We start from the raw sequence: 14,823 nt of genomic DNA, 5'->3' as shown, positions 1-14,823 counted from the left end.
ACTCTGATCAAAAAAAAGTCACAAACAAAAACGCCCGATGATTGTATAACCATCGGGCATTTTTTATTTTAACGTATAATGATTATTCACACATTTCTGGTACTACGATCTTCTCAACCTTCACCGCTGCCACTTTAAACTCAGGGATCTTCGCATGAGGATCAAGCGCTGTTGTGGTCAGTTTATTCGCTGCCGCTTCCACAAAATGGAACGGTACAAATATCACGCCTTCTTGCATACGCTTAGTCACAAATGCAGGCGCTTCAATCGTGCCACGGCGTGTTGATACTCGAACCATCTCACTGTTTGAGATACCTAAACGCTCAGCATCAGCCACACTCATCATGGCGCGCGGACCAGCAAGGTTGTTCAACCCTTTAGTTTTACGTGTCATAGTGCCTGTATGGTACTGCTCCAATAAGCGACCCGTTGTGAGCACTAATGGATACTCTTCATCAGGCAACTCAGCCGCATATCTAAATGGAACCGCTGCCATTTGACCTTTACCACGTAAGAATTGCTGATTATGCATAATGCGAGTGCCTTGCGGATTCGCTTCATTACATGGCCATTGAAGTCCATTCTTACCAATCGCATCCCAATGCATGCCTTGGTACTGAGGCGTCACTTGAGTGATCTCTTCAGTAATGTCTTCAACCGATTGGTAGTTCCACTCGCCGCCCATTGCATTGGCAATTTCTTGGATTATCCACCAATCTTCTTTCGCTTCACCCGGAGGATTAACTGCAGGTGAGATACGCTGAACACGACGCTCAGTATTGGTAAAATGACCCGCTTTTTCTGCAAATGAGCACGACGGTAAAATCACATCAGCATACGCTGCGGTTTCTGTCATAAAGATATCTTGTACAACTAGGAAATCTAATTTCTCTAAACCGTGAATAACGTGTGCTTGATCAGGGTCACTCAATACTGGGTTCTCACCCATGACAAATAGACCTTTTACTTGTTCATGGCAGGCTGCATCAATGATTTCTGTTAATGTTAAGCCTTTCTTACTTGGCAATGTTGGCTTATTCCACGCTTTTACAAATTTCTCATAAACTGCAGGATTCTCGACCTTTTGGTAACCTGGGAAATCTGTTGGCAACGCACCCATATCACACGCACCTTGTACGTTTGATTGGCCACGAAGTGGATTAATACCACCACCTTCAATACCAATGTTGCCACACAGCATTTGTAAGTTAGCAATAGATCGGACGTTATCATGGCCCGTCGTATGCTGCGTAATACCCATTGAATAATAAATAGCAGTACGTTTAGCAGTACCAATGTAACGTGCCATTTCAATCACATCTTGTGCTTTTACGCCTGTGATTAGCTCAATTTTTTCCGGAGAATATGTCTCTGACATCACTTCTGATTTCAGCTCATCAAAACCTTCAACACGTTCAGCGATGTACGCTTGATCGTGCCAGTTGTTTTTAATGATCTGCTGCATAATACCGTTAAGTAACATCACATCCGTACCCGGACGTTGCGCTACATACAGCTCAGCATGATCAGAAATATCCACTTGTTTTGGATCCGCAACAATCAAACGAGCACCGTGATGACGGATGGCTTGTTTAATGTGAGAAGCAATAATCGGGTGAGCAGATGTTGTATCTGAACCAATAATAAAGATCAGATCAGAATGTTTGATACTTGGAATATCATTGGTCATCGCCCCACTACCAATAGACGCTTCTAAGCCCGTTACTGTCGTTGAGTGACATAAGCGTGCACAGTGATCAAGGTTATTGGTTTCAAACTCACGACGTACTAATTTTTGGAATGCGTAGTTATCTTCATTGGTGGTTTTTGCCGACGAGAATCCAGCTAGCGCATTGCCGCCATATTGAGATTTAATGGCACTGAACTTATCAGCAACTAATGTGATCGCCTCTTCCCAACTTGCAGGAACTAACTCACCATTTTTACGAATTAACGGTGTTTTTAAACGCTCATCACTGCTGACAAAATCAAAACCAAAGCGACCTTTAACACACAGCATGCCTTCGTTTACCGGAGACGATTTCGCACCTTGAACGTATTTAATTTTGTTTGTAGATTCATCAACCATCATGGTTAACTTACAACCCACACCGCAGTATGTACAAATGGTATCTACTGGTTTTAAAATTTCGATTCGACCTTGAGATTTATCACGAGAATCAACCAATGCACCAACAGGACACGCTTGAACACACGCACCACATTGCACACAGTTCGAGTTACCCATTTGATAACCATGTTCAAAACCTGCACGACATTCAGGGCGAGAGGCATTGGTTCCATCTTCATTTTTCATGAAGCTTAATACGCCATGCACGCCCTTCTCGTTACACGCTTCAACACATTGGCCACAACTAATACAACGGTTGGCATCAAAAACAATAAATTCAGAGCTGGTATCAATAGCAAACTTTTGCTTACTTTCGTTGGTTAAATCCGTTTCATCGGCTTTGTATTCCGTCGCATAATCACGCAAACCACAATTGGTGTTTGCCTGACAGGCACACTCTAAGCAGCGCTCAGCTTCACGAATCGCATCTAGATTATCAAAGCCAGTTTCAACTTCATCAAAGCTTTGCTCACGCTGCTCAGCGGTTAACTCAGGCATGATGACGCGCATTGCTTTTTGAATATGTTCAAAATGCTTAGGATCAACTTGCTTAGTTTTCTTCTCTTTTTGAGAATTAAACGGTTTAGTTGGAATTTTCTCCATGTCACCGTTAAAGAAACGATCAATCGCTTCTGCAGCAATACGGCCATCAGCAACCGCTTCAATTGCCGTTGCAGGACCACGACGAAAATCACCGATGCTAAAAATATTTTTCACACCACTGTGCATTGTCAAACTGTTTGCATCAGCGGTATTCCAACGAGTCAGTGGCAAATCAATCGTATCGTTCTCTAAAAAGCTTAAATCCGGTTTTTGTGATACCGCTGAAATTACGGTATCAAACTCTTCAATGAAAAATTCACCGGTTGCCTGAGGACTACGACGACCAGACGCATCTGGTTCACCTAATGCCATTTTCTCCAAGCGAACTTGAGTTACTCGTCCATTTTCATCAGCAATATTTTCAACCGGGTTGGTTAAGAAATGGAATTTAACACCTTCGTGTTCAGCTTCAATCACTTCATAATCTTCTGCTGGCATCTCTTCACGAGTACGACGATAAATAAGCGTTGTATCGGCACCATCACGTACCGCTGTACGAGCACAGTCAATCGCCGTGTTGCCACCACCAATAACCGCTACTTTTTTACCTGTCGTTAATTTAGATTCTGTTACGTAATCTTTTAAGTAATCAACTCCTAAATAACAACCACCAAGCTCACTGCCTTGATAATGCATTTCAACCGCTTTTGAAGCACCGACTGCCAAACAGACAGCATCATACTCATCACTTAACAGTGTTAATGAGAAATCCTCACCTAATTTCACAGAGGTTTGAATTTCCATACCGTTACGACACATCAATTCGATTTCTTTATCTAAAATTGATTTTGGTAAACGATATTCAGGAATACCATAACGTAGCCAACCGCCCGCTTTAGGCATCGACTCAAACACCGTTACGCTGTAACCCTCATTGGTTAGGTAATAGCCACAGGTTAATCCACCAGGGCCGCTGCCAATTACAGCAATGGATTTACCTTTATCTGCTTTTTTCGGTGGAACGTAAGATTCTTGAGCATGCAGATCCACATCAGCGGCGTGACGTTTAAGTTGACGAATAGCTAATGGCTCATCAACCAAGCCACGACGACACTCTGTTTCACAAAAAGCAGGACAGACACGGCCAATCGACAATGGCATTGGTAATGTTCGTTTGATGACTTCAATCGCTTTTTGATGATCATTTTGCGAAATATGGTACAGATATGATTGTATATCCACGCCAGCTGGGCACGCAGTTTGGCACGGCGCTTCGCAATCTGCGTAATGATCAGAAAGAATTTTATTTAATGCACTTTGACGACGTTTTGCTAACGCTTCAGACGAAGTGATCACTTGCATACCATCAACGGCTTGAGTTTCACAAGCGCGTTGAATTCCTTGACCATCAACTTCTACAACACACAGATCACATGGTATTTTTTCGCCATTAATGTTGTTTCCACACAGTGACGGGATCTCGACATTGCATTCCTTTGCAGCTGCTAAAAGTGTTAACTCTTCATCGATAGTGAATGTTTGGTTATCTATAGTTATTTTCATCATTCAGTACCCTAGATTTATTACTAATTATTCCAATTATATCATCTGTTCTTTATAAAATTTGATATGACTCGCAAATCCGCCGTCCTTCTATTCGAAAACGCGCAAATTATTCTCTTTACCATCGGGTTAAACCCCTAAGCCCACCTTCGTTTAATGAAATTCATGTGACTTATATACCAAAACGAAAATAACACGAATGCGCGAACGAACATAATTGCGCTAAATCAAAGAAAGTGCAGAAGATAAATATCATCATAGAACCATACATCATAAGTGGTAAAAAGAGAGTGAATTATGGATAAAACGTCTCGATTAGAAACGTCAGTGATCATCATCGGAGGTGGTGCGACAGGCACGGGGATCATGCGTGACTGTGCTCTGCGCGGTATCGATTGCATTTTAATTGAAAAAGACGATTTAGCTTCTGGAACCACAGGCCGAAATCATGGCTTACTTCACTCTGGGGCTCGCTATGCCGTTACGGATAACGAATCAGCTAAAGAATGCATTCATGAGAATAAAATATTAAAAAACATCGCAAAGCATTGTGTTGAAGATACACAAGGCCTGTTTATCTCTCTTCCTGATGATGACTTAGATTTTCAAAAGCAGTTTATTGAATCATGCCAAATTGCTGGTATTGAAGCAAAACAACTCACCCCTAAGGAAGCCTTACTACTTGAACCAAACGTCAACCCTAACCTAATTGGAGCGGTTCAAGTGCCGGATGGAACACTTGACCCTTTTCGTTTATGTGCGGCAAATGTGCTTGATGCGAAAGAAAATGGTGCGCGTTTGCTCACTCATACTCATGTTACGTCTCTTATTCGCCACCAAGATACGGTTCTTGGGGTTAAATGTATTGATGTTAGAACCAATCAAAAATTTGAAATATTCGCATCAGAAGTCATTAATGCCGCAGGTATTTGGGGGCAAAACATTTGTGAATACGCTGATTTGAGCATCAAGATGTTCCCAGCTAAAGGCTCATTACTGATCTTAGATTATCGTATTAATAACTTAGTAATAAACCGTTGCCGTAAACCTTCTGATGCCGACATTTTAGTACCGGGTGACACTATTTCATTAATAGGAACCACATCAGAGCATATTGATTATGACAAAATAGATGACCTTCACGTTAGCGCTAAAGAGGTGGATATTCTACTAAGCGAAGGTGCCAAACTTGCCCCTATTATGGCGAATACTCGTGTACTTCGCGCTTATGCTGGTGTACGTCCTTTAGTCGCGGTAGATGATGATGGTTCTGGCCGTAATATAAGCCGTGGAATTGTCTTGCTTGACCATGGTGAAAAAGATGGACTGAACGGATTAACGACCATTACCGGCGGTAAATTAATGACATCACGCTTAATGGCAGAAATGACCACGGATCTTGTAGCTAAAAAACTGAATAATACCCAACAATGCACAACACACAGCCGTCCACTCCCGGGGTCAAACAGTGCTTCTATCGCAGCGAAAAAAACCGCAAGCCTAGCAAAACCTGTTTATCAAAGTGCAGTTTATCGCCATGGTGAACGAGCACAACGTTTCTTAACTGATAATGCCAAAGATCAAGCGGTTATCTGTGAATGTGAGATGGTAACTCAAGGTGAAATCAACTATGCCATCAATCAATTAGATGTGCACAACTTAGTCGATCTACGTCGTCGTACCCGTTTAGGTATGGGACCTTGCCAAGGCGAGTTATGTACGTATCGCGCTGCTGGGCTTTTTGAAGAATGTGGACAAGCCTCTGGCAATCAATCAAGCCAATTATTGATTCACTTTTTAGAAGAACGCTGGAAAGGTATCAAGCCCGTTTTCTGGGGTGATGCTCTGCGTGAGGCTGAATTTAGCTATTGGATTTATGAAGGCTTATTTGGTGCAAGCGATATACCAACCGCGAACACCAGTACTGATACAGCGATAACGTCAGAACAAACAGAGACGTCTCGACAACAAAAAGAACAAGAGGCAACATTATGAATTTCGATACCATTATCATTGGCGGCGGCATGGCAGGATTAAGCTGTGCTCTTCGCTGCTTAGAAGCTGGGTTAAAAACAGCGGTGATTGCCTCTGGTCAAAGTGCCCTACACTTCTCATCAGGCTCTGTTGATGTATTAGCAAAAACACCTGACGGCACGCATGTTATCGACCCTATGTCAGCAATTGATGGATTTTCGACTCATTATCCTGAACACCCTTATGCCACATTAGGAAAAGAAACGGTAAACCGTGCGATTGATTGGTACCAAGCGACGCTATCTAGTATTGGTGTTCCACTAACCTCTCAAACAAACGGACGTAATCATTATCGATTAACGCCACTAGGCACAATGAAATCAACGTGGTTATCGCAACCTTTTGTTCATCAATTCCCAATGGCACTAGAAAGCAATACAGTGCAAAAAATAGTATTGGTGACGATTGATGGCTTTCGTGATTTTCAACCAAAGTTAGCGCAAGATAACCTAAAGCAAATCACTCAATTATCTGATGTTGAAATTTCAACAGCAACCGTATCTTTGTCTGCTTTTAATGATATTCAACGCAATCACTGTGAATTACGCTCTATTGATCTTTCTCGATTATTAGCAAAACGAGCGAACCTACAAGAATTTGCACATGCACTGCAGCAACACGCGAATCCCGGCGATCTTGTCGTAATCCCGGCTATTTTTGGTAATGGCAAAGGTTTGGGGCTTTTAAAGGAGATTGAAGCGTTAACTCAATTGACCTTATGTGAAGTTCCAACTATGCCACCATCATTATTGGGTATTCGATTAGAAGAAACCATGAAACACGCTTTCATTGAACAAGGTGGAACCCTACTCAATGGGGACCACGTTATTCAAGGTGAGTTTTCATATGTTGATAGAGAAGATCCTGAGCATTCGCACTACAGATTAAACCGTATATTCACTAAAAATCATGGTGACTTCCCACTGCAAGCAAAGCAGTTTGTACTAGCAACCGGCAGCTTCTTTAGCCAAGGTTTAAAAGCAAGTGCAAGTTCAATGGAAGAACCTATTTTTGGTTTAGATCTTAATCAAAGTAACACTCGAACGGGTTGGTATAATCCAAGCTTCTTTAGCCCTCAATCTCACCCATTTTTAAGCATGGGCGTAACAACAACCTCACAACTACAAGCAATAAAATCAGGTCATATTATTGATAATCTGTATTGCGCCGGAGCGATCTTATCGGGTTATAACCCTGTATTAGAAGGCAGCGGCAGTGGTGTTGCAATTAGCTCTGGGTTTCATGCTGCAGAATCAATAATCAAGCAGATAAAACCTGAATGTTTATCCCATAATAAAACAGAACAACAAGAGGTCGCATTATGAGCAGCCCACTATTTAATTCAAATCTATTAAAAGATCGTTTTGCAAAAGATAACTTAATCTTCAGAGCACCAGCAAATACGAGTTTTGATCAGTGTTTAAAATGCACCGTATGTACCGTGTATTGTCCTGTTGCTAAAGAGAACCCTGATTATCCTGGGCCAAAACAATGCGGCCCAGATGGCGAGCGTTTACGCTTTAAAAGCCCAGAATATTATGACGAAACCTTAAAGCTATGCACCAACTGCAAGCGCTGTGAAACCGCTTGTCCGTCAGGGGTTAAAATTGGTGACATGATTGCAGTTGCGCGTGGTAAACACGGAAAACCAGCTTATAACATGAAGGGGATCCGTGACTTCGTATTAAGTCATACCGATCTATTTGGCTCGGTAGCAACGCCTGTTGCCCCTATTGTAAACGCTGTCACGAGTGTACCCTTAGTAAAAAAAGTAATGCACAAAACCATTGGTGTTCATGACCATAAATCACTGCCTAAGTATTCTCACGGAACGTTCCGCCGTTGGTATAAAAAAGAAGTGTCTGATCAATCGATTTACCAGCAACAAGTCCACTATTTTCACGGATGCTTTGTAAACTATAACCACCCGCAACTAGGGAAAGACTTTATCCGCGTCATGAATAACATGCACATTGGCGTACAATTATTAGATAAAGAGAAATGTTGTGGTGTCCCTCTTATTGCTAATGGCTTCCATAAAAAAGCACAGAAAAACGCCGAGTTTAATGTGGCTAATTTAGAAGCTGCGATTGAACGTAGAGATGTGCCGATTCTATCGACCTCTTCTACCTGTTCATTCACCTTACAACAAGAGTATCCACACGTATTAGATGTCGATAACAGCAAAGTAGCGAAAAAAATAGAATACGTTACACGCTTCATACTAAAAGAAATAATGAATGGTCGTGGGCCTAAAATGAAACCCTTAAATAAGAAGATTGTCTACCATACGCCTTGTCATTTAGAGCGCAGTGGTGGCAATATCTACACTATCGAATTGCTGCGTGCTATCCCCGGTTTGGAAGTGCAAGTACTAGACAGTGAATGCTGTGGTTTAGCTGGAACTTACGGTTTTAAAACAGAGAATTACGATACCTCTATCGCTATTGGTAAAAATATCTTTGACCAAATAAAGGCGGCAAAACCAGATTATGCAATTACCGATTGTGAAACGTGTAAATGGCAAATTGAAGAGAATACCAATGTGACGACTATTCATCCTATTTCGTTATTGTGTGAAGCATTGGTGTAAATTAACCTCAACAGCCTGCCTCATAAGTGATCAGGCTGTTGTATTAGATATATCCAGCACCAAACAAACCCTTAAAAACAACACCAGAATTCCATATAATTAATGCAAATACATTCATTTTATAAATGTGACTTAGATCACAATTTAAACACCTATTAACATAGTAACTAAACAGCTAAGCGTGATAGATTAGCCACAAATTTAATCTGGAATATAATTATAATAATGCTTGAGAATACCTACTTCATTTATCAACCAAATTTCTTCGAAGGCTCCATTGTTTCTTATGAAGCATTAATAAGAGTTAAGGGCTCTGACGACTTACCTCTAGACTTTATTTCAACGATTAATAATAAAGAAGAGTTTGATAAAGCAGTAATTTCTCATATTATTTCCGATAAATTGAGTCTAAATAATCAAGATAATGTTCATATCTCAATCAACATATCAGTCAGCAGTTTAGAGTCTGAATCTTTTATTGAATATTGTGAATCCGTATTCAAACATCATAAAGGCTTCTCGTTTGAGTTAAACTTTAAGCATCAAAACGTGAATCTTGAAAAAATACGTTCAAATATGCAGCGGCTAAAAAAACTCAACCTGTTTTTTACGCTTGATGACTACGGCACAGAATGCAAAAATTCAGATCCATTATTAAGCCTTAACTTTGACTATATAAAGATCGACCGCTCTTTAATTAGCCCAATTGAAGATGACTACTTATCATTTTGTTTCTTACGCTCGTTGTACCAAAAGTTAAATAAATTTTTAGGTAATAACGTCGTGATTAAGGGAATTGAAAACGTTAATCAATTAAATTTGATTCAATCTTTAGGGTCAGTAATATCTCAAGGGTATTACCTGTCTTACCCTATCTCGCTTTCTGAGTTAGATCAAAAACTTAAATCACATGGTCCTACTATTGATAATCAATTAAATGACTCAATGCCACCAATTGATCGCTTCATTTATAATATCAATGTAGCAAAAGACAATACCCAGTTAAATCAAGCGTTAGAAGCCCTAAAACCACAGGACCCATTTAATTTATTAGGTATTGACTACAACAATTTCAACTTGCAGGCACTTAATACAAAATACCAAGAATTACTCGATGGCATAAAAAGTCCTTCGATTCTATTTACAACCAATCTAATGAAACACTGTAATTGTCTTTTTATTCTAAGAGATGAGCACGGTGTAGCAATATACAATAATAAAAAACACACTGACTACCTTGGTTGTGATTTAGTTGGAATGCCTGTATCTAAAGTATTAGAACGATTCCCAGACTATCAAACTTGTCTGCAACTTGATCAACAGTTACTCAATAATGAGTCCGATATATTAATGTCGAATGAGACGGTAGAGGTCGATTCAACAACAACGCATTTCCATACTTATCGCCAAAAAATAAAGTATTTTGATAAAACCTTTGTCATGATATTTGTTTATGAAGATAACCAAGATGTACAATCGCCGATTGACCCATTAACAGGATGCTTTACTAAAGCTAAACTTAATCATATTGATGTAAACGCCTATAACACCATGGTATTTATTGATTTAGATGGGTTTAAGAATATTAATGATCAATATGGACATCAATTTGGAGATCAACAACTTAAGGAAGCTGCACGATTAATCAATCAAAACTTAAGAAAAGAAGATCTTCTTATTCGTTTTGGTGGGGATGAGTTTGTGCTTTGTTTTGACTCTCATTCAATTCAAGATATTCAAACTAAGATGAGAATGATCCGAACCAATCTTGAACATCATTTTCAACAGAGAGAGATCTTTTTATCTTATTCTTTTGGGGTAACTCCATTAGACATGGATATCCAGCTTGCCTTAGATAGTGCTGATAAAAAGATGTACATTAATAAAAGAAAACGTAAAAAAATCATTAATAATCAAGCCTCATAGTGAGGCTTGATTAAAGAGTTATCTATATATCTGGAGTCACATCTTGAACATGGAATGTTCCTGAATCTAACAACCGTTTTTCTTCTACTTTTCCAGTAAAATTGATCTTATTTAAATCCACTTTTTTTATCGTACTATCACGCATGGTTTTATAAAAGAATAATCCATTTGTTTGGTCTACGACAGAAGTCCATTGCGTCGCACTTGGTAAATCAGGAATATGTGCTTTATCATTAAATTCGCTTCCAATCGGAATATCAAAATTATTTAAGATATGGAATGCCTGAGATACCGCATCGGATCCTTCCTTCATTACAGGCGTTGAATTTACATAAAAGGCAGCACGCACAAATCTTGACGGTGGCGTAATATCACCCGGCAACCCTAAAAAGCTAGAACCAACACCAAAAGAGAAAGCATCTACATCGTTGATCTTTTGTCCCGGACTTACTCCTGGAGTTAAATGAATATAATTATTTAAATTAGTTACCTGCCATTGGTAATCTGGAGCATTTGTCAGCACTTTAGCCACATTTTTATGGATATTAACTTCACCATTATTCATGATTTCAATAACAATGTTATTACCTTGCTTATCAGCTACGCGCCAGTGTGCTGTTGGTGATGGCACTCCTTTAGCATCAATATAAACTGGTACTATCTTTATGTGCTTAATCGCTTGTTCGACTTCAGCTACTGTTTTAAACTGCGATAACATCCAACGGTTAAAGTCCATATCAGTAATCGTTGTCTTAGTATCATTTGGGTTGTATTTCTCTAACGACCCATAATTTTTAAAATAAAATAGACCTGCCGTTAATCCTTCCTCATTAATACCATCAGCAATAAAACGATCATCGCTGACCGAGATACCAACAAATCCATACTTAGAATCCCACGTTAATCCCTGCTTTTGATCTGGCATGGTAGATACGTATGAATAATCACGAGGAGATACAATTAATTTACTGTTCAGATCATTTTGACCCCACTCAATCGTTCGAGCCTGAATGTAATCATGATTAACCGTTGAAAGAGAAATACCCGTACAGGCACTCGCTGAATACGCGACACAAGACGCAATAAGCACTGAAAGAAGTTTAATTTTCATTTTACGATCCCATTAATATGACCTTAAGATAGTACTCTTATAGATGATAAATCCAAGTATTTCTATAAAATCAAAAAAGCCTGAAACATACTTCAGGCTTAATCAAAAGATTTAAATTTAACATTAACTCACTTGCGCAAGTTTAGTTCCCTTCTTTTTTCCTAATTTCTCATTCATGTATTGAGCTACTGCATCTTGCTGGTCTTGAGTTAAATACAACCCTAACTTGGTTCGGCGCCACAATACATCTTCAGCTTTTTGAGAAAACTCATGCTTCATTAAGTAGTCGATTTCTGCTTGGTACACACCTTCAGAAAATACTCGGCCCATATCTGCTTCTGAAGTTACATTTTCTAATAACGTCCAAACCAGTGTTCCAAATTGATTTACATAACGAGTGGCTGTTTTCTCTGATAACCATGAGTATTGGCTGCAAATATTACTTACTAATTGCGAACGAGGGTAATCAAAATCACCGCCCGGTAACGCCACATTTCTTGTCCATGGTTTTCCCATTTTAGAAAAGTATGGGTTTAGCATTTTCATAGCTGTTTCACCCAACTTTCTATACGTCGTAAGCTTCCCACCAAAAATAGATAACAATGGTGCTTGATCTAATTCTTGCTCTAACTCCAGAGTATAATCACGAGTGATCGCTTGAGGTGAATCAGACTCATCATCACACAATGGACGCACACCGCTGTAAGTCCAAACGACATCATCGCGTTTTATTTGATCAACAAAGTGCTGATTTACAACATCAATTAAGTAATTTACTTCATCTTCTGAGATCGCGACTTTTCTCGGATCGCCTTTATATTCAACGTCCGTTGTACCTATGATTGAAAAATCTTCCATGTAAGGAATAACAAATACAATTCGGTTATCTTTATTTTGTAGAATATAAGCCTGCTCTTCATTATGTATTCTAGGCACCACAATATGCGAGCCTTTAACCAAACGAATATTACGAGGGGATTCATCTTCTAAACTGTCATCAAAAAACTGTTTAACCCATGGACCCGCAGCATTAACCAGTGCTTTGGCCTTTCGCTCAAAACGTGTGTTTGTTTGCTCATCAAAAATAGTGACATGCCAAATATCATCAATACGATCGGCTTTCTCAACTCGGCAGTAGTTTTTAACTTCTGCACCATTTTTTTCTGCAGCCATTGCATTTAGGATCACTAAACGCGCATCATCAACCCAACAATCTGAATATTCAAAACCTTTGATCATTTCAGGTTTTAGTAAGCCAGAGCTCGCTAAGTTAACTGAATGGCTTGCAGGAAGTGTAGTTCGTTTACCTAAATTATCGTATAGGAAAAGACCAGCACGGATCATCCATGCAGGACGTAAAAATGGGCGGTGAGGTAAACGAAAACGCATTGGTTTGGCAATATGTGGGGCTTTAGCTAATAACACTTCACGCTCGGCAAGCGCTTCAGACACTAAACGAAACTCATAATGTTCTAAATAACGTAAGCCACCGTGAATTAACTTTGAGCTTGCTGAAGAGGTTGCTGAAGCAAAATCAGACGCTTCGTATAGACTAACGGTTAATCCTCGACCAGCAGCATCAGCAGCAACGCCAGCCCCGTTAATACCACCACCAACTACAATTAAATCTAAAACAGCGCAGGTTGTGTGTGTTTGGTTTTCATTATTCATAGTAGTGACCTTAAAGACTCAAATGAGCGAACGAACATTAATTACGATAAAAACACGATAACTTAACTTTCGTTTTGAGTCACTTTTTATTTTCGATTCCGAACATTTACTGTGATACAGATACAAAAAATCCCTGATCTAATACCAGCCAGATAAGTAGTTGGTTAGAGAATTACGAAGAGAAAATGACTAATAGCAAGGCATAAATTGCTGTTAACTAGTGGTTCTAATTACAAAATTTATAACGCAGCTATAAGTCATTTTAGCAAGTAAGAATAGCCAAATATTTAGCTTAGTTGGTATATTTCAAAAACAGGGATTCTATATTTACAAAAATGAGAGCTACTTAGAAATTACTTCATAAGGAATTTCATTATCTTTTAGAATTGCCACGATCTCTTCTGGTGGCTCTTGATCCGTAATGATCATTTGCAACTCAGTAATACTGCCTAAATTCACCATTGCATTACGACCAAATTTTGTATGGTCAACCGCAAGGTATACGCTGCGGCTATTTTCAATAATGGCTTTTTTTACTCGAACTTCATGATAATCAAAATCTAATAGCGAGCCATCGTAATCAATACCACTGATCCCCAAGATACCGAAATCTAAACGGAACTGTTTAATGAAATCTAACGTAGCTTCACCTACGATCCCACCATCACGGTTACGAACTTCACCGCCAGCAAGGATCACTTTAAAATCAGGATTTGCCATTAAGATCATAGCGACATTGATGTTATTGGTTACTACTCGTAAATCTTTATGATTTTTTACCAATGCTTTTGCTACTGATTCTGGCGTTGTGCCAATATCAATAAACAAGGTTGCACCATCTGGAATATGCTTCGCAAGTGCTTCTGCAATCGTATCTTTCTCGTTTAACTGCATCACTTTACGCGTTGTATATGCCGTATTTACCGAGCTTAATGGAATGGTAGCTCCGCCATGATGACGGCGAATTTTGTTCTCGTCAGCCAATTCATTTAAATCACGACGAATGGTTTGCGGACTTACTTTAAACTGTTCGACTAAATCCTCAGTACTGACATATCCATGTTGTTGTACAAGGTTTACTATTTCTTGATGTCTTGATAATTGCTTCACGAATTACCCCCCTAATTTCGATCAATCAATGACTTATATTTTTAACTCGAATTAGTGTACTAAAGAAGGAATAAATAGTGGTAGTTTTTGATGTAAATATGCGTGATATATATCAAACAAAGTTCGGAAAAGAAAAAGGAG

The 14,823-nt window shown here is 39.3% G+C and carries 8 protein-coding genes; 4 read left to right on the top strand and 4 right to left on the bottom strand.

Features of this window, described 5'->3' with window-relative positions:
* Positions 1-82 precede the first annotated feature (82 nt).
* Positions 83-4,240: a formate dehydrogenase subunit alpha gene (fdhF, locus tag PVK63_RS10385; protein WP_130086506.1), complete on the bottom strand. Its 4,158-nt coding sequence runs from the start codon at positions 4,238-4,240 to the stop codon at positions 83-85.
* 294 nt (positions 4,241-4,534) lie between these two features.
* Here fdhF and glpA point away from each other — a divergent pair, with 294 nt between their 5' ends.
* The 4 genes from glpA (at position 4,535) to PVK63_RS10365 (ending at position 10,790) form a co-directional block, all read left to right on the top strand.
* Positions 4,535-6,232, top strand: coding sequence for an anaerobic glycerol-3-phosphate dehydrogenase subunit A (glpA, locus tag PVK63_RS10380; RefSeq protein WP_130086507.1), 1,698 nt, complete (start codon positions 4,535-4,537; stop codon positions 6,230-6,232).
* Positions 6,229-7,596, top strand: coding sequence for a glycerol-3-phosphate dehydrogenase subunit GlpB (gene glpB, locus PVK63_RS10375; RefSeq protein WP_130086508.1), 1,368 nt, complete (start codon positions 6,229-6,231; stop codon positions 7,594-7,596). Before glpA ends, glpB begins: the two co-directional genes overlap by 4 nt.
* Positions 7,593-8,864: an anaerobic glycerol-3-phosphate dehydrogenase subunit GlpC gene (gene glpC, locus PVK63_RS10370; protein ID WP_130047590.1), complete on the top strand. Its 1,272-nt coding sequence runs from the start codon at positions 7,593-7,595 to the stop codon at positions 8,862-8,864. Before glpB ends, glpC begins: the two co-directional genes overlap by 4 nt.
* Positions 8,865-9,089: 225 nt before the next feature.
* Positions 9,090-10,790 carry a GGDEF domain-containing protein gene (locus tag PVK63_RS10365; protein ID WP_274440433.1) on the top strand — a complete coding sequence of 567 codons (1,701 nt, stop codon included), beginning with the start codon at positions 9,090-9,092 and terminating at the stop codon, positions 10,788-10,790.
* A gap of 22 nt (positions 10,791-10,812) precedes the next feature.
* Here PVK63_RS10365 and PVK63_RS10360 read toward each other — a convergent pair whose 3' ends face one another.
* The 3 genes from PVK63_RS10360 to PVK63_RS10350 all read right to left on the bottom strand — a co-directional run bounded on the left by PVK63_RS10360 (position 10,813) and on the right by PVK63_RS10350 (position 14,682).
* Positions 10,813-11,901, bottom strand: coding sequence for a choloylglycine hydrolase family protein (locus tag PVK63_RS10360; RefSeq protein WP_274440432.1), 1,089 nt, complete (start codon positions 11,899-11,901; stop codon positions 10,813-10,815).
* A 123-nt stretch (positions 11,902-12,024) separates the two neighbouring features.
* On the bottom strand, positions 12,025-13,572 hold the full coding sequence (gene glpD / locus PVK63_RS10355) for a glycerol-3-phosphate dehydrogenase (RefSeq protein WP_274440431.1): 1,548 nt from the start codon (positions 13,570-13,572) through the stop codon (positions 12,025-12,027).
* Positions 13,573-13,914: 342 nt separating this feature from the next.
* Entirely contained in the window at positions 13,915-14,682 is a 768-nt protein-coding gene (locus PVK63_RS10350) for a DeoR/GlpR family transcriptional regulator (protein WP_065593347.1), read from the bottom strand.
* Positions 14,683-14,823 lie beyond the last annotated feature (141 nt).

This window comes from Aliivibrio sp. S2TY2 (genome assembly GCF_028765525.1).
Lineage (GTDB): Bacteria > Pseudomonadota > Gammaproteobacteria > Enterobacterales > Vibrionaceae > Aliivibrio > Aliivibrio finisterrensis_A.
Note: the sequence above shows the minus strand (reverse complement) of the source record. Positions and strands in the feature narration are given on the sequence as shown.